Source organism: Corynebacterium sp. HMSC075F02 (assembly GCF_001838335.1).
Lineage (GTDB): Bacteria > Actinomycetota > Actinomycetes > Mycobacteriales > Mycobacteriaceae > Corynebacterium > Corynebacterium jeikeium_D.
In genome coordinates this window covers 192,403-208,198 of record NZ_KV836306.1, presented here as the reverse complement: position 1 = coordinate 208,198, position 15,796 = coordinate 192,403, and the positions used below count along the sequence as shown (strand labels likewise).

Below are 15,796 nucleotides of genomic sequence, written 5' to 3'. Positions count from 1 at the left end.
CTAAAATTCTGTGCTGAATTAGATCCGGCCCCTCCGTCCGAGCCTCCTCCGTCCGAGGCCCCTCGGCAGGGCGCCGTACAAAGGCAGGACTCGCTGTCGCGGATGATGCGGAACATCACCAGCTTCAGCGCCATCCAGTTCCTCCAAGAACTCGTGAATGCGTTCGAGCGTATTGGGGGAGTAGAGCAGTGCGAGGTGATCAGACCAGTCGCCACCGCCAGTGGCATTGTTGACGTTCGTAATGTGGTGACCCTCTTGTTCGGGCAAAAAGGCGCCGGTCCACGGGCGAACCACGGTGTCAAAAGGGGTGCCGATATTCAGGTAGTGCGGACCACGTCGGGTAATGCCACGCGCTGCGCGGTTCAGAGTCGCAATGTAGTCAGAGTCCAGCAGCTGTTGAATGCAGGCACGGCCGACAAGGCGGTCGACGAGTTTGTGCATCGGTAGGCCGCATCGCTCAAGGGCACTGAGCCTTCGGCGCATGCCCCACGCAGTAGTGCCTCGGTGGTTTCCCGCAAGAGAGATGACTGCCCGCACGGGGCTGTTGTCGGAGGCGTACTGCTCGGCTGCTTCTTCGTTGAGGCCACGGTTCAGAGCTTCGTCGTAAAGCGAATCGATGCTCGCGTTGGCGTAGCTGCGGCAGTGTAGACCGCCCTGGGAATGACCGATGAGGTCGATGCGGGGTAGGGAGAGGTGGGCACGGAAGCGGTCGAGAAGGTCGGTGACTTCAGCGAGCGCATCGCTCAAATCGGTGGTGGCTTTGACGCTACGGAGACGGCTGACCAGCGCGGCGGGGTCGGAGCCGTAATCGAGTGAGAATACGGGGCGATTCCGGGCGAGGAACGGCCCCAACATGGCGAAGGAGTTGAACGAGTTCATCCAGGTGCCGTGAACCAGGACAATTGGTGTGCGACCGTTGTATCTGTCCAGTTCAGGAGTGACTTTGCCGTCGAGGATTTCGCGAACGTCCTGCACGCCGTGGGGGATCCATTCGGGATGACGCAACGAGCGCAGGTATGCCTGGGGAAAGGCGCGCAGTAGAGGGCCGAAAACTCGCGTGCTCGGGGAGTAGTCATCCATAGGGGCTAATCGTAGGCTGGGTTTATGACGTACTGCTACACAGCTGCCGAAATTCGCGCCGCGGAACAGCCCTATCTGGACGCACAAACGCGTGACGACGAACTCATGCGCCACGCAGCCGCCGCTGTGTCGGAGGTGGCGGAGCGGATGCTCTCAGAGGCATCTCCGGAGCCTGGTCGCGGTCGCGTGCTGCTGTTGGTCGGATCGGGAGGCAATGGTGGCGATGCACTCTATGCTGGCCGAAACTTGTCCTCGGATGGGCATGGCGTGGATGCGGTTTTGCTGGGCTCGAAGCCACACGAGCGGGCACTGAAAGCTTTTGAACTCGCAGGTGGGCGGGTGCTGCCGTTGGGGTGTGACCGGGAGACGGATTTATCGAAGATTCTGTGGTCGATTAGTGAAGACTACGCACTGATCATCGACGGCATCGTGGGGCTCGGAGGTCACGGCGCGCTGCGTGAAGAGGCCGCGTGGTTGGTGCGCGAAGCGCGGTTGGGCAAAGTTCCCATTCTCGCGGTTGATGTGCCGAGCGGCGTAGAAGCCGATACTGGGCGTACTTTTGACCCGCCTGCCCAGACCATCAATCCAGACCCTGATTTGGAGGAGGGACAGAACCCGTACTTGCCATCTCACGTCGAGGCCACGACAACGGTGACTTTCGGCGGTCTGCGCTACGCGCACTCGCTGTCCGAATCCTGTGGCACCGTCGAATTACACGAAATTGCGCTCGATGCCTTCTCCCTCGAACTTCCAGGACTGGGGCAGACGCTCTATGAAAACGGTACCTACAATGCCGTCCACCACCAGACTCCGACCGTGGAGTTCTACGAAGCCCTAGGCGGGAGCTTTCCGGCACCACTTGGCGCGATGACCCCGCTCGAACCCGGTGCTGCAGACCACAAGTACTCCACTGGAGTTACAGGAATCGCCGCCGGTAGCGAGGCGTATCCCGGCGCAGGTCAGCTGTGCGTCACCGCTGCCGTGCATGCGACCAGTCCCGCGGTCATCTATGTCGGCGACGCGGCCGCACGTAACCGCATCACCGCAGCCTTGCCGACGGTCATTACGCAGCAGGACTCGGTGGATCGCAAAGAGGTACGCGTCGATGCCTGGGTCGTCGGTCCCGGTCGGGGCACTGATGAGAAAGCCGCCGAGGAACTGCGAGACATTCTGGCCACTGACAAACCAGTGGTCATCGACGCTGACGCACTGACACTGCTGTCGAAGCATGAGGACATCCGACAGCTCGTTCGTGAGCGCGGCCAGGAGCGCAACCTGCGCACTGTTCTCACGCCGCACGCCGGTGAATTCGAGCGCCTGACCGGGCACGAGGTCACTAACCCCATCGCAGATGCGCGTGAACTTGCCGAGCAGTTCTCCTCCGAAGTGTTGCTCAAGGGACGCCGCACTGTGATGGTCAATCCGACAACGCAGCGCACAGTCGTGATTGACGCGGGTAGCTCCTGGGCAGCCACGCCGGGCTCTGGCGATGTACTGTCCGGGCTCCTCGGCGCCTGGGTAGCGCGTGGCGAAGCCCTCTATCTACCAGCAATTATTCATGCGCGCGCCGCATTTTTGGCCGCGCAGACAGAGTTCGGACCAGCACCCTGCAGCGCCCAGGACATCGCCGAATCCATCCGAGATGCCACCGCATGGTTCACCAACGAAGGAAGCAGTGGCAAAATACGGCTATGACTTCCTCGGCACCAGCCATCCTGACCCATACCGTTAATCTCGACGCGATCACCCACAATGTGAAGACCGTCAAGGCCATCGCAGGGGTGTCGGAATTCATGGCCGTCGTCAAGGCGGACGGCTACTCGCAGGGTGCGCTGCAGACCGCGCGTGCCGCGCTGGCCGGCGGGGCAACGCAGCTCGGTGTCGCAACAATCGACGAGGCGCTCTCCCTCCGCGAGGAACTCCGCGCCACGCTTGACGACGGCCACGCCATCCCCATCCTTGCCTGGATCTGGGACGCAGCGGCCACCTCGTTGGTGCAGCGAGCTGTGGCTGCAGATATTGACCTCGGTCTGCCGTCGATGGTTCATGCGCTGGCCGTGGCCAATGCCGGGCGGGCGCTGTCGGTGACACCACGTGTGACGGTGATGGTCGATACGGGCTTGGGGCGCTCGGGATTCTCTATGGCCAATGGGGACTTTGAGCATGCGGTCGCTCAGCTGGTTGAGCTGCACAAGACCGGTGCTCTGAACGTCACCGGTGCTTTCACGCACTTTGCGTGCGCGGATGAGCCGGGCCACGAGAGCGTCGATAAGCAGGCACAGAATTTCTGTGCTGCGATTGCGGCACTGCGTGAGGCGGGGCTGGACGAGCTGATTAACCATGCGGCGAATTCGCCGGCATCGTTGTCACGTCCTGACCTGGCCTTCGATATGGTGCGTCCAGGGCTGGCGATTTATGGTGGCGAGCCAATTGTGGGGATCACCCATGGATTGCGTCCGGCGATGAGGTGGGAAGCGTCGGTCATATTGGTCAAGAAGCTGCCGGCGGGGCAGTCGGTGTCCTACGGACAGACGTGGACAGCTGACCGCGATACCACCATCGGCATCGTGCCCTGTGGCTACGCCGACGGTATGATGCGCTCGGCCTCCGGGCATTTCGAGGTCAGCATCAATGGCACGCGCTATCCGCAGGTAGGGCGCGTGTGTATGGATCAATTCGTCGTCGACCTGGGGCCCGACACCGAAGTCGAGGCCGGCGACACTGCGGTTATCGTCGGTGATCCCACACTGGGGGAGCCCGGTCTCGATGACCTCGCGGAGGCATCCGGCACCATTAACTACGAAATCCTCACCGCACCGAAGGGGCGTAGCGAGCGAAAGTGGGTGCGCAGCCGGCTCGCGCCAACCGCAGAGGACATGCGTGACCTCGGCGAGGAGATTGGCCGGGAGTTGGCAGCTGGGGATCTGGTGATTCTCGATGGCCCACTCGGCGCGGGTAAGACCACTCTCACGCAGGGCATCGCCCGCGGCATGAATGTGCGCGGTCGCGTGACGTCGCCGACGTTCACAATCGCCCGCGAGCACCGTCCGCTCGCAAAAGGTGGCGTCACCCTCATCCACGTCGACGCTTATCGACTCTTTGGCGAAGAGGGGCCCGGCTCCGATGGCGAGGCCTTCGATGCGCTGGATTCACTCGATCTGGACACCGACCTCGAGGACAGCGTCGTGGTCGCCGAGTGGGGAATGGGGCTCGCCGAGGTGCTCTCCGAGCGCTATCTGCAGGTGAGCATCGATCGTTCGCGTGACGACGATACCCGCGTCGTCACCTGGAAGTGGAGCAAGTAGCTTCAAGTCGGTTCAAGTAGGTTACTGAGTATGAACATTTTGGCCGTTGACACATCGACTCCACAGGTCACCGCGGGAATTGTCCGCGATGGTGAAACCGTGGCCGAAAAGCTGCACCTGGATGCCCGTGCGCACAACGAGGTGCTGGTGCCGCTGATTCAGCAGTGCCTCACTGACAGTGGGGTGGCGGCAACCGAGCTAGATGCCGTGGTTGTCGGCTGTGGGCCGGGGCCGTTTACGGGCTTGCGCGTTGGTATGGCCACCGCAGCCTCCTTCGCCGACGCTCTGGGAATTCCCTGCTACGGCATCTGCAGCCTGGATGCGCTCGCGGGTGGCGTTGGCGATGAACTGGTCGTCACCGATGCCCGCCGCCGCGAGGTGTACTTCGCCGCCTACCGCGATGGCCAGCGAGTTTTCGGCCCGGGAGTGGCCAAGCCAGCCGACGTCATGGAGCTGCTCAAGGAAGAACTTGCAGCAGAAGCCGCCGACTTCGCGCCGAGCCAGGCCCGCGGCAGTCTCAGCCACATCGAGCAAATTGCCGGGCTTGAGGTTGCTGCCGAACAAGTCTTTCCCACTCCGACAGCCATGGTTGAAGCGGTCGACTTTGACTCCGCGCCGGGCCCACTGGTGCCGCTGTACTTGCGCCGTCCGGATGCCGTTGTCCCGAAGGCTATGAGATGAGCGTCGTCAAGCTAGTGCGTCTCGGACCTCCTGCGGCCAAGGCGTGTGCGGCGATTGAGGCGGAGCTATTTGCCGGCGACGATCCCTGGTCGGAATCGGCCTTTATGGCCGAGCTGGCCGCGCCGAACAATTTCTACGTCGGGCTGATTGCAGATGTAGACGAGGACGAAGAACTGTGCGGCTATGCGGGGATTACCAAGCTGGGGCCTGCGGGTGCCGCCGAGTACGAGATTCACACCATCGGGGTGGGGAAGAAGTGGCAGCGCCGGGGCTTTGGGACGCAGCTGATGGACGCGCTGATGGCAGCTGTGGCGGAGGATTCGGGCCCGGTGTTTTTGGAAGTTCGCACAGATAACGAACCCGCAATCGCCATGTATCGGCGCTATGGCTTCGAAAATATGGGGCTGCGAAAGAACTATTATCCGGGCTCTGGGGCGGATGCGTACACGATGTGTCGGCCTGAGTTGGCCAGCTAGATGTTGACGTATTGACTAATCTGCGTTAAACCAGGCACATGGCTAAAACCTTTGCAAAACAGCTCGTAGAAACCCTAGAGAAGCAGGGTGTCAAGCGAATCTTCGGACTCGTTGGAGATAGTTTGAACCCCATTGTCGACGCTGTGCGCGAGTCCTCCATTGAGTGGGTGCACGTTCGCAACGAAGAGGCTGCCGCCTTCGCCGCCGGCGCGGAGTCCCTGGTCACCGGCGAATTAGCAGTGTGTGCGGCCTCCTGTGGCCCGGGTAATACCCACCTCATTCAGGGCCTGTATGACTCCCACCGCAACGGCGCAAAGGTGCTGGCGCTGGCATCGCACATTCCTTCCCGCCAGATTGGCTCGAACTTCTTCCAGGAGACCCATCCGGAGTTCATCTTCAACGAGTGCTCCGGTTACTGCGAGATGGTCAACTCCGCTGAGCAGGGTGGCGTCGTTTTGCATCACGCTATCCAGTCGACCATGACTGGCCACGGTGTTTCCGTGCTGGTTCTGCCGGGCGACATTACAACGCATGAAGTGGAAAATGATGAGTTCGTCACCTCCACTATCAGCAGCGGTCGCCCAGTCGTATTCCCTGACGCCGGCCAGGCCGCCGCGCTTGCCGACGCAATCAACGAGGCTAAAACCGTCACGCTTTTCTGTGGCGCAGGTGTGAAGGACGCCCGCGAACAGGTGCTCAAGCTTGCGGAGAAGATTAAGTCGCCGGTGGGACATGCGCTGGGTGGCAAGATGTACATCCAGTACGACAACCCCTATGACGTCGGCATGTCCGGCCTGCTGGGCTACGGCGCCTGCCACGATGCCTCCAACGATGCTGATCTGTTGATTCTGCTCGGTACTGACTTCCCGTACAACGACTTCCTGCCGACCAAGAACGTCGCCCAGGTCGATATCGATGGTCGTGCCATCGGTCGTCGTACCACGGTGAAGTACCCAGTCGTCGGCGATGTGGCTGCCACGATTGAAACCATCCTGCCGCACCTGGATGAAAAGACTGACCGTTCCTTCCTGGACAAGCAGCTGCGGAACCACGAGCGCCTGCTCAGCCACGTCATCGAGGCATACACCCACGACGTTGAGAACATGCGACCGATTCACCCGGAGTATGTGGCCGACCTGATTGATAAGTACGCCGATGACGATGCCGTCTTCACCGTGGATACCGGCATGGGCAATGTCTGGGCTGCACGCTACGTCACGCCGAATGGCAAGCGAGAGCAGATTGGTTCTTTCCGTCACGGCACTATGGCCAATGCACTTTCGCAGGCCGTTGGTGTGCAGGCTGCTGACCGGGACCGTCAGGTCATTACCTTCAACGGTGACGGTGGCCTGTCAATGCTGCTCGGTGAGCTCATCACCGTGAAGCAGGAGCAGCTGCCCATCAAGATGTTTGTGTTCAACAACTCCTCGCTCGGCATGGTCAAGCTGGAAATGCTGGTTCAGGGGCTGCCGGAGCACGAGACCGACCACGACGCAGTGGACTACGCCGGAGTCGCAGAGTCGTTGGGTATCAAGGCCATCCGAATTGAAGATTCGGCCGATGCGCCTCGCCTGATTCAAGAGGCGCTGGCATACGACGGTCCGGTGCTGGTGGATATGATCACCGACCCGAATGCCCTGTCCATCCCGGCAAACATCACCTGGGACATGCTGATGGGATTCTCCAAGGCCGCTACTCGCACCGTCTTCGGCGGCGGCGTTGGTCAGATGATCAACATGGCACGGTCGAACCTCCGCAACATCCCGCGGCCATAGTGGGGGTAGCGCTCTCGAGATGCGGGAGCGGGTGCGGTGCGGTACCTCTGTTTCCATGATTAAAGGTTTTCTGGTGAACCCTGACCTGACGCATCGCATCGTCGAATTTGAGTTGGAGGCCGCTGCTACATTCCTCGGCGGAGTTTCCTCCGACCGTGTTTCGGTGGCGTTTCAGGAAGACGGCGCCGATTACGCCGCTCTCTACAACCCGACGGCCAAGGCTGAGGGCGCTGAACCGAATCCGGTCGCGTCCCTCGGCCGCAATGAGGCTGCTACGGGCAACTCGGCTTTCTTTACCGACCCCACCACCGCAATTTGCGGAACGGTCGTATTTGTCGACGCCGAGGGCAAGGATATCGGCGACGAGGAAATCGAGCGTATTAAGCACGGTATGCGCGCCGTGCGCCACTACCGCGATGACTACCCAGAGGAATACGCTCTCTGGCGTGCCGCTGTGCGGAACCTCGGTCGCCTCGAAATTTAAACTCGGTCGCTGGTAAGCGACCCGGTGGTGCGCTAGTACCATGACTGCTATGACCGAGTTGACCCTGCTGGCAATCGAGAGTTCCTGCGATGAGACTGGCGCTGCAGTGATGCGTGTGCGCTACGACGACACCGACACCAGCGCCCCCGCCATTCCCGAGGTGGAAGTGCTTGCCGACGTCGTCGCATCCTCCATGGAACAGCACGCCCGCTTCGGTGGTGTGGTCCCGGAGATTGCTTCCCGCGCTCATTTGGAAGCCCTGCAGCCAGTAGTCTCCGAGGCGCGCGCGCAAGCAGCTGCCAAGCTCGGTATCGATACTTTTATCCCAGATGCCGTCGCCGCTACCGTGGGACCCGGTCTCGCCGGTGCGCTGCTGGTCGGTTCGGCAGGCGCGAAGGCTTATGCCGCCGCCTGGGGTGTGCCTTTCTACGGCATTAATCACCTTGGTGGCCACGTTGCTGTCGGAGCTCTCGACGGCGCGGATCTATCCAACGCAGTGGCGCTCTTGGTTTCCGGCGGGCACACGCAGCTGCTGCGCGTGCAGGGGGTTGGTCGTCCGATGGAGGAGCTCGGATCGACGCTTGACGACGCAGCCGGAGAGGCATACGACAAGGTTTCGAGGTTGCTTGGGTTGGGTTACCCGGGCGGCCCGATTATCGATAAGTTGGCTAAGCAGGGAAATCGCAAGGCCATCGCGTTTCCTCGCGCCATGATGCGCCAGCAGGATGCGCGCCATGACTTCTCCTTCTCCGGCTTGAAAACCGCCGTGGCCCGCTATGTCGAAGCGGCAGAGAAGGAAGGTCGTGAATACTCCGTAGAGGACGTCTGTGCTTCCTTCCAGGAGGCGGTCTGCGATGTATTGACCAAGAAGGCCGTTCGCGCAGCTCAGGATGTGGGGGCCACTACGCTGCTGCTCGGTGGTGGTGTGGCTGCGAACTCGAGGTTGCGTGAACTCGCAGCGGCGCGAGCTACCTCGGCAGGAATTACGCTGCACGTGCCACCGATTAAGCTGTGCACCGACAACGGTGTCATGATTGGCGCAGCTGCCGCCTACCTCATTGCCGCGGGGGTCAAGCCCTCTGGCTACGCCTGCCCGACCGACCCCTCCATGCCTGTGGAAGATCCTGTAATGCAATAAGCAGTGATTGCCCCTCGGATCCATGTTAAATTTCGTTAACTGACTTTGACTTGTTTCTCTGCCATGGATCGCAGGACAATTACAGGAAAGCGCTTGCCCAAAAATGAGTAAAGACTACAGCGAGTGGGAACTTCAGCCATCCGATAATTCGCATAATCAGACTGAGCTGTTTGCGCCGCAGGGTGAACTGCAAACAACGCAAGCACCGCAAGTTGAACATCAGCGCGGTCGTGCTCGGGGAGTGCTATGGGCAGTCATCGCGCTGCTGCTTGTGGTGATTGTCGCTGTAGCGGCGGTGCTTTACCTAGTTGTGAGTGGTCGAGGTGAGCAATGGTTTGGTGCAGGTGCCAAGGATGAAGTAACGCCGAAGCTCACTGTTACTGCGACTGCGACGGAGACCGTGAAGGTGAAGTCGCCGGAGAAAGCCAAGAAGGAAACTACGAGTACGGCTACGCCCGATTATCCGATTAGTGGGGATTGCGAGGCATCGGCGTTCCCGACTACGGAGGAAAACTTTACGATTGTCGCCTGTGACGGATGGTGGGCGCTGGGTGGGCGCGCAAACAGTGGTGGACTGGCGGTCTACCAATGGGACGAAGGTGCCTGGCAAAGGAGGGAGCCAGACAGTCGTTACACAACCGGTTCTGGTGGCCCGTGCTTTAGCGATGAGTACATCAAGGAACACGGAATGACGGTTACTGTGTTCGGTCGTATGGCGTGTAACCCCGACAAGCTGACCAATTAGCATTAGCGCTCACTATTGTTGAGTGTTAGCACTTGCAGGGGTAGAGTGCTAACGAAGGTTGTTTGACACACAGTTGTTCACCCGCGACGACGGCTGTGCACGGCAGACCAACCGGCACAAGAACATCACATCACCGCATGTATGGAGGAATTCATCGTGGCGAACGTCAACATCAAGCCGCTGGAGGACCGCGTCCTCGTCCAGATCAACGAAGCAGAGACCACCACGGCTTCTGGCCTGGTTATCCCGGACTCCGCTAAGGAGAAGCCGCAGGAAGCTACCGTTATCGCAGTTGGTCCGGGTCGTTGGGCCGATGACGATGACCGCATTCCTATGGACGTCAAGGAGGGTGACATCGTCATCTTCTCCAAGTACGGCGGCACTGAGCTGAAGTACCAGGGCGAAGAGTACCTGCTGCTGTCGCAGCGCGACATCCTGGCTGTTATCGAGAACTAAAGGGAGGACGTACCCACACATGGCGAAGCTTATTGCTTTTAACGAAGAGGCTCGCGAAGGCCTCAAGCGCGGTGTGGACACGCTTGCCGACGCAGTCAAGGTCACGCTTGGCCCGAAGGGTCGCAACGTTGTCCTGGACAAGGCCTTCGGCGGTCCGCTGGTCACCAATGATGGTGTGACCATCGCCCGCGACATCGACGTTGAGGATCCGTTTGAGAACCTCGGCGCGCAGTTGGTTAAGTCCGTTGCGGTCAAGACCAATGACGTTGCCGGTGACGGTACTACTACCGCAACGCTGCTGGCACAGGCGCTGGTCCACGAGGGTCTGCGCAACGTTGCAGCCGGCGCAAACCCGATTTCGCTGAACCGTGGTATTCACGCTGCATCCGACAAGGCGGTTGAGCTGCTGAAGCAGCGCGCCACCTCGGTCAGCAGCTCTGCTGCCATCGCACAGGTGGCAACCGTTTCCTCGCGCGACACTGAAATTGGTGACCTGGTTGCAGGTGCCATGGACAAGGTTGGCAAGGACGGCGTCGTCTCTGTGGAGGAGTCGCAGTCGATTGCCACCGAGCTGTCCGTGACCGAGGGCGTGTCTTTCAACAAGGGCTTCCTCTCGCCGTACTTCATTACCGACGTCGAGGCTCAGCAGGCAATTCTTGACGGTGCACAGGTGCTGCTGGTCCGTGAGAAGATTTCCTCCCTGCCGGAGTTCCTGCCGATTCTGGAGAAGATTGCCGAGTCCGGCAAGCCGACTCTGATTATGGCTGAGGATATCGAGGGCGAGGCTCTGTCCGCACTGGTCATCAACGCTATGCGCAAGACCTTGAAGGTTGCCGCAGTGAAGGCACCGTACTTCGGTGACCGTCGTAAGGCGTTCATGGATGACCTGGCAGTTGTCACCGGTGCAACCGTCGTTACGGCTGACACTGGCATGCAGCTGAAGGACGTTGGACTTGAGGTGCTGGGTAACGCACGCCGTATCACCATTACCAAGGACGAGACCGTTCTGGTTGACGGTGCCGGCACCGCTGAGGCTGTGGAAGAGCGTCGTAACCAGATTCGTGCCGAGATTGAGCGCACTGACTCTGACTGGGATCGCGAGAAGCTGGAAGAGCGTCTGGCGAAGCTCTCTGGCGGCGTGGCTGTCATTAAGGTCGGCGCTGCTACCGAGACCGAGGTCAACGAGCGCAAGCTGCGCGTCGAGGACGCCATTAACGCTGCTCGTGCGGCAGCTCAGGAAGGCGTCATCGCCGGTGGCGGTTCCGTACTGGTGCAGATCTCCCGTGAACTCGAGGCATTCGCTGACGAGTTCGAGGGCGACGAGGCAGTCGGTGTCCGTGCAGTTGCCAAGGCTCTGACCCGTCCGGCTTTCTGGATTGCTGAGAATGCTGGTAAGGACGGCGCTGTCGTTGTCTACCACATTGGTGAGCTGGAGAACGGCAACGGCTACAACGCTGCTGCTGACACTTACGAGAACCTGATTGAGTCCGGCGTCATTGACCCGGTCAAGGTCACTCACTCCGCAGTCGTCAACGCAACCTCCGTGGCGCGTATGCTGCTGACCACCGAGGCTTCTGTTGTGGACAAGCCGGAGGAAGAGCCGCAGCACGATCACGCTCACTAATTGTCAGTGAGCTAGTGCCCGGGCCTTTGGCACGTAAAATGCTCCCCACCTTTCAATCTGAGGGTGGGGAGCATTTTGGTTTTTATGTGAACTGGATGGAGTCCGAGAGAGGAGAGGGACTACATGGCAGTAACTAGAACGCGTTCAAGTTCGCGTTCACGTGCGGCCGGCTTAGCTCGAAGGATTTCATTTCGTTCAGATTCGCTGAGACCGCCCCAGACACCGTATGGCTCACCAACCTTGAGTGCGTGACTACGGCACTGCATAAGAACAGGGCAAGAACGGCAGATAGCCTTCGCACGGGCTTCACGCAGGCTGCGTGCGCGTCCGCGCTCGCCTTCCGGGTGGAAGAAGGTCGCGGAGTCCTGCCCGCGGCAAGAGCCGTGCAGCTGCCAATCCCACAAATCCGCATTGGGCCCGGGCAAGTGGTCGATGTACGTCATCGGAATTGATGTCTCCTTCATTGAGCTTTCTTGAAGCAGTGAGCTCAAGTGTGGAGGCCAACAATGAACGGTTGGTAAACCTAAGGAGGCCAGCCGGGATACTACGCAAACAATTCCGTCAAACTCTTACCAAATTTTTAGAAACGGCCAGGTCGTCGAGAACGCAAACCGTCGACAAAGCCTGCGCAGTAGTCCCATGGGGCGTAACGGGAGGGGTCTGGATCGAATTGTGGCTCGTGAACCGGGGATGCCTGGCCAGACAGGAGCATCAGGTAGTGGTTTTCCAAAACCTCCCAGGTATAAAAGTGCTCGTCACCGCAGTCCTCACACAACATGCAGACGCCCAGTAATCCCTCTGGGCTCAAAGCGGTGCGGAATAGGCGAACTGCGGCCAGATCTTCAAGAACCTCTCGACGTTCCTGGTCTGTCAGTGGAGCAAACGGCTCATCCGGCTCGAGAAAGCTTGCCGGGTCATTGGGATCTCCTTCGAACGGATCCCGCGGCATGGATGAGAAAAAGTTGTGGTTCACAACCACTACCGTAACAGCTCTGTACGGCAATCCTGTCGATTGGCGATGCACTTAGTTGGGGTTTAGTTCACCTTGGAATAACCCTCAGCTAGCTTTCGGCTAACCCTTGTCGGGCACCTGTCGCTCCGCCTAATTGTCGCGTTTCATCACTTAAGGACTACCCTGTATATAACGTTTGGCAACCACGAAGCGATAGCGCCCCTGGCCGGATGTCGGCAAGGGTGGAGCAGGAGGAGTCCATGACCAACCCCACGGGAATTAGCCTCGGCGGAGACAATCCCAACAAGATTCCACTAGTCGGCCTTACATTCGATGACGTCCTGCTGCTGCCGGATGCTTCGGACGTTATCCCCTCCGGCGTTGATACTTCGACGCAGCTCACTCGTGAGCTGCGTCTGAACGTTCCGATTGTGTCCGCTGCTATGGACACCGTCACCGAGGCTCGCATGGCTGTTGCTATGGCCCGCCAGGGCGGTATGGGTATCCTGCACCGCAACCTGTCCATTGAGGAGCAGGCGCAGCAGGTCGAGATTGTGAAGCGCTCTGAGGCTGGCATGGTGTCCGACCCGGTGACCTGTTCCCCGGATGACACCATCGCCGAAGTAGATGCCAAGTGCGCTCGTTACCGCATCTCGGGCCTGCCGGTCGTCGACAAGGACGGCAAGCTGGTCGGTATCTGCACCAACCGCGACATGCGTTTTGAGGCAGACCTGAACCGCAAGGTTTCCGAAATCATGACACCGATGCCGCTGGTCGTGGCTGAGCAGGGTGTGTCTGGCGATGCGGCGCTGAACCTGCTGCGCGCTCACAAGGTGGAGAAGCTGCCGATCGTCGATGGCGAAGGCCGTCTGACTGGTCTGATTACCGTCAAGGACTTCGTCAAGAAGGATCAGTACCCGAATGCTTCCAAGGATGGTTCCGGCCGTCTGCTGGTCGGTGCTGGCATCGGTACCGGCGAGGACTCCTGGAAGCGCGCACACGCATTGGCTGACGCAGGCGTAGACGTGCTCGTTGTTGATACCGCTCACGCCCACAACTCAGGTGTACTTGGGATGGTCTCCCGCGTTAAGAAGGAATTCGGCGAGAACATCCAGATTATCGGCGGCAACCTGGCTACCCGTGGCGCTGCACAGGCCATGATTGACGCGGGTGCAGATGCCATCAAGGTCGGTATCGGCCCGGGCTCGATTTGCACCACTCGCGTTGTCGCAGGTGTAGGTGCCCCGCAGATTACCGCCATCATGGAAGCCTCTGTCGCAGCTAAGAAGGCTGGCGTTCCGATTATCGCCGATGGCGGTATGCAGTTCTCCGGCGACATCGCCAAGGCTCTGGCGGCCGGTGCATCCTCCGTCATGCTCGGTTCGATGCTGGCCGGTACCGCTGAGGCTCCGGGTGAGGTCACCTTCGTCAACGGCAAGCAGTACAAGATGTACCGCGGCATGGGCTCGCTGGGCGCCATGCAGGGCCGCGGCCTGACCGGTGAGAAGCGCTCCTACTCCAAGGATCGCTACTTCCAGGCTGACGTCAAGAGCGAAGAGAAGCTGGTTCCGGAAGGTATCGAGGGCCGTGTTCCGTTCCGCGGCAGCATCGACTCCATCGTTCACCAGCTGGTCGGTGGTCTGCGTGCAGCTATGGGCTACACCGGTTCCGCTACCGTCGAGCAGCTGCACGACGCACAGTTCGTCCAGATCACCGCTGCAGGCCTGCGCGAGTCGCACCCGCACGATATCCAGATGACTGTCGAAGCGCCGAACTACTACCAGCGCTAAACTGGCTTAGTCGAGTTAAATTCCACGGAAAGGGCATGTGAGGAAAGCTCATGCGCGACATCGTTGAAATCGGTATTGGCCGCGAGGCACGCCGGACCTACGAGTTGGACGATATTGCACTCGTTCCCACTCGGCGTACCCGGTCGTCCAAGGACGTCGATACCTCCTGGCGAATTGACGCCTACGATTTCGAACTCCCGATGATGATGCATCCGACAGATGCCATCGCCAGCCCGGAATCCGTCGCTGAGTTTGCTCGCCTGGGCGGTTTGGCGGTTCTCAACGCCGAGGGTATCTGGGCCCGTCACGCCGATGCGCAGGACAAGATCGCCGAGCTGGTGGAGTTGGCAAAGAATGCCGCCACCAAGCGTGAATCCGAGGCAGCGAACCGCAAGCTGCAGGAACTGCACTCTGCTCCAATTGATACTGACCTGTTGGTTGAGCGCATCAAGGAGATTCGCGCAACCGGCGCGATTACTGCAGTTCGTGTCTCCCCGCAGCATGCCCGTGAGCTGGCTCCGCTGGCTATCAAGGCCGGCATCGACTTGTTGGTTATCCAGGGCACGCTGATTTCCGCAGAGCATGTCACGGCTCAGGGTGAACCGCTAAACCTCAAGGACTTCATCGGCAGCCTGGACGTTCCAGTTATCGCCGGTGGCGTTGTCGACTACCAGACTGCGCTGCATCTGATGCGTTCAGGCGCAGCTGGTGTGATTGTCGGTACGGGCTTTACGACGTCCCCGGATGCGCTCGGTATCGATGTGCCAATGGCTACCGCTATTGCGGATGCTGCAGCTGCCCGTAAGGACTACCTCGATGAGACCGAGGGGCGCTACGTCCACATCATTGCCGATGGCGGCATTGATACCGTCGGTGACATTGCCAAGGCAATCGCCTGCGGTGCGGATGCTGTGGCACTGTCCAGTGTGCTGGCAACCGTCCACGAAGCTCCGGGGCAGGGCTACGCCTGGCCGTCTGTTGCGGCACACCCGAAGTACCCGCGCGGTGCGGTGTGGCCGGTCGTCGACGATGAGAAGGAATTGGTCAGCCTGGAAGAGGCTCTGTTTGGCCCGTCCGCTTCGCCGTTCGGTGACCGCAATCTCGCCGGTGGCCTGCGTCGCGCAATGGCCAAGTGCGGCTTTACCAACCTGAAGTCCTTCCACCGCGTTGAGCTGTCGGTACGTCCAAAGGGTTTTTAATTAAAGTAATCGGATAGTTTTTTCGCAAAACTACCTTACTGAAAAGCCACCTCCGCTTAGGGTTAGGAACATGAGTTCCGCGCATTAGTGT

The 15,796-nt window shown here is 60.0% G+C and carries 15 protein-coding genes; 12 read left to right on the top strand and 3 right to left on the bottom strand.

All coding sequences use genetic code 11. The features are described from left to right. Positions 1-18: 18 nt before the first annotated feature. Entirely contained in the window at positions 19-1,080 is a 1,062-nt protein-coding gene (locus tag HMPREF2920_RS02015; RefSeq protein WP_070601242.1) for an esterase/lipase family protein, read from the bottom strand. A gap of 24 nt (positions 1,081-1,104) precedes the next feature. On the opposite strand from HMPREF2920_RS02015, the gene HMPREF2920_RS02010 reads away from it, so the two are divergent. The 10 genes from HMPREF2920_RS02010 to groL all read left to right on the top strand — a co-directional run bounded on the left by HMPREF2920_RS02010 (position 1,105) and on the right by groL (position 11,764). Beyond that, a complete protein-coding gene (locus tag HMPREF2920_RS02010) occupies positions 1,105-2,775 on the top strand; it encodes a bifunctional ADP-dependent NAD(P)H-hydrate dehydratase/NAD(P)H-hydrate epimerase (protein WP_016422108.1) in 1,671 nt (556 codons plus the stop codon). Next, positions 2,772-4,385, top strand: a complete 1,614-nt coding sequence (gene alr, locus HMPREF2920_RS02005; protein WP_070601239.1) for an alanine racemase — start codon at positions 2,772-2,774, stop codon at positions 4,383-4,385. The genes HMPREF2920_RS02010 and alr overlap by 4 nt, the downstream gene beginning before the upstream one ends. 30 nt (positions 4,386-4,415) lie before the next feature. Next, positions 4,416-5,066, top strand: coding sequence for a tRNA (adenosine(37)-N6)-threonylcarbamoyltransferase complex dimerization subunit type 1 TsaB (gene tsaB, locus HMPREF2920_RS02000; RefSeq protein ID WP_049169958.1), 651 nt, complete (start codon positions 4,416-4,418; stop codon positions 5,064-5,066). After that, positions 5,063-5,542, top strand: a complete 480-nt coding sequence (gene rimI / locus HMPREF2920_RS01995) for a ribosomal protein S18-alanine N-acetyltransferase (RefSeq protein ID WP_016422111.1) — start codon at positions 5,063-5,065, stop codon at positions 5,540-5,542. The genes tsaB and rimI overlap by 4 nt, the downstream gene beginning before the upstream one ends. Before the next feature lie 38 nt (positions 5,543-5,580). Beyond that, positions 5,581-7,317 carry a pyruvate dehydrogenase gene (locus HMPREF2920_RS01990; RefSeq protein ID WP_070853981.1) on the top strand — a complete coding sequence of 579 codons (1,737 nt, stop codon included), beginning with the start codon at positions 5,581-5,583 and terminating at the stop codon, positions 7,315-7,317. 55 nt (positions 7,318-7,372) lie between these two features. Then, complete coding sequence (locus HMPREF2920_RS01985; protein ID WP_042388422.1) at positions 7,373-7,801, top strand: hypothetical protein; 429 nt, start codon at positions 7,373-7,375, stop codon at positions 7,799-7,801. A 58-nt stretch (positions 7,802-7,859) separates the two neighbouring features. Continuing rightward, positions 7,860-8,939 carry a tRNA (adenosine(37)-N6)-threonylcarbamoyltransferase complex transferase subunit TsaD gene (gene tsaD / locus HMPREF2920_RS01980; protein ID WP_049170057.1) on the top strand — a complete coding sequence of 360 codons (1,080 nt, stop codon included), beginning with the start codon at positions 7,860-7,862 and terminating at the stop codon, positions 8,937-8,939. A gap of 103 nt (positions 8,940-9,042) precedes the next feature. Beyond that, positions 9,043-9,684 carry a hypothetical protein gene (locus HMPREF2920_RS01975; protein ID WP_049169953.1) on the top strand — a complete coding sequence of 214 codons (642 nt, stop codon included), beginning with the start codon at positions 9,043-9,045 and terminating at the stop codon, positions 9,682-9,684. A 156-nt stretch (positions 9,685-9,840) separates the two neighbouring features. Continuing rightward, positions 9,841-10,140: a co-chaperone GroES gene (groES, locus tag HMPREF2920_RS01970; protein WP_005510054.1), complete on the top strand. Its 300-nt coding sequence runs from the start codon at positions 9,841-9,843 to the stop codon at positions 10,138-10,140. Positions 10,141-10,159: 19 nt separating this feature from the next. Beyond that, on the top strand, positions 10,160-11,764 hold the full coding sequence (gene groL / locus HMPREF2920_RS01965) for a chaperonin GroEL (protein WP_049193259.1): 1,605 nt from the start codon (positions 10,160-10,162) through the stop codon (positions 11,762-11,764). Between the two features lie 119 nt (positions 11,765-11,883). Here the strand turns inward: groL and HMPREF2920_RS01960 are convergent, their stop codons facing one another. After that, positions 11,884-12,207 carry a WhiB family transcriptional regulator gene (locus HMPREF2920_RS01960; RefSeq protein ID WP_016422117.1) on the bottom strand — a complete coding sequence of 108 codons (324 nt, stop codon included), beginning with the start codon at positions 12,205-12,207 and terminating at the stop codon, positions 11,884-11,886. A 137-nt stretch (positions 12,208-12,344) separates the two neighbouring features. After that, a complete protein-coding gene (locus HMPREF2920_RS01955) occupies positions 12,345-12,713 on the bottom strand; it encodes a DUF5319 domain-containing protein (protein WP_069359475.1) in 369 nt (122 codons plus the stop codon). Between the two features lie 263 nt (positions 12,714-12,976). On the opposite strand from HMPREF2920_RS01955, the gene guaB reads away from it, so the two are divergent. Then, positions 12,977-14,506 carry an IMP dehydrogenase gene (gene guaB / locus HMPREF2920_RS01950; RefSeq protein ID WP_070601284.1) on the top strand — a complete coding sequence of 510 codons (1,530 nt, stop codon included), beginning with the start codon at positions 12,977-12,979 and terminating at the stop codon, positions 14,504-14,506. A 50-nt stretch (positions 14,507-14,556) separates the two neighbouring features. Beyond that, a complete protein-coding gene (locus tag HMPREF2920_RS01945) occupies positions 14,557-15,705 on the top strand; it encodes a GuaB3 family IMP dehydrogenase-related protein (protein ID WP_048731529.1) in 1,149 nt (382 codons plus the stop codon). Positions 15,706-15,796: the final 91 nt, after the last annotated feature.

What these genes read in the sequence shown, in the direction of transcription:
- HMPREF2920_RS02015 (WP_070601242.1), bottom strand. Translation starts at nt 1,080, where the DNA reads ATGGATGACTACTCCCCGAGCACGCGAGTTTTCGGCCCTCTACTGCGC.
- HMPREF2920_RS02010 (WP_016422108.1), top strand. Translation starts at nt 1,105, where the DNA reads ATGACGTACTGCTACACAGCTGCCGAAATTCGCGCCGCGGAACAGCCC.
- alr (WP_070601239.1), top strand. Translation starts at nt 2,772, where the DNA reads ATGACTTCCTCGGCACCAGCCATCCTGACCCATACCGTTAATCTCGAC.
- tsaB (WP_049169958.1), top strand. Translation starts at nt 4,416, where the DNA reads ATGAACATTTTGGCCGTTGACACATCGACTCCACAGGTCACCGCGGGA.
- rimI (WP_016422111.1), top strand. Translation starts at nt 5,063, where the DNA reads ATGAGCGTCGTCAAGCTAGTGCGTCTCGGACCTCCTGCGGCCAAGGCG.
- HMPREF2920_RS01990 (WP_070853981.1), top strand. Translation starts at nt 5,581, where the DNA reads ATGGCTAAAACCTTTGCAAAACAGCTCGTAGAAACCCTAGAGAAGCAG.
- HMPREF2920_RS01985 (WP_042388422.1), top strand. Translation starts at nt 7,373, where the DNA reads ATGATTAAAGGTTTTCTGGTGAACCCTGACCTGACGCATCGCATCGTC.
- HMPREF2920_RS01975 (WP_049169953.1), top strand. Translation starts at nt 9,043, where the DNA reads ATGAGTAAAGACTACAGCGAGTGGGAACTTCAGCCATCCGATAATTCG.
- groL (WP_049193259.1), top strand. Translation starts at nt 10,160, where the DNA reads ATGGCGAAGCTTATTGCTTTTAACGAAGAGGCTCGCGAAGGCCTCAAG.
- HMPREF2920_RS01960 (WP_016422117.1), bottom strand. Translation starts at nt 12,207, where the DNA reads ATGACGTACATCGACCACTTGCCCGGGCCCAATGCGGATTTGTGGGAT.
- HMPREF2920_RS01955 (WP_069359475.1), bottom strand. Translation starts at nt 12,713, where the DNA reads ATGCCGCGGGATCCGTTCGAAGGAGATCCCAATGACCCGGCAAGCTTT.
- guaB (WP_070601284.1), top strand. Translation starts at nt 12,977, where the DNA reads ATGACCAACCCCACGGGAATTAGCCTCGGCGGAGACAATCCCAACAAG.
- HMPREF2920_RS01945 (WP_048731529.1), top strand. Translation starts at nt 14,557, where the DNA reads ATGCGCGACATCGTTGAAATCGGTATTGGCCGCGAGGCACGCCGGACC.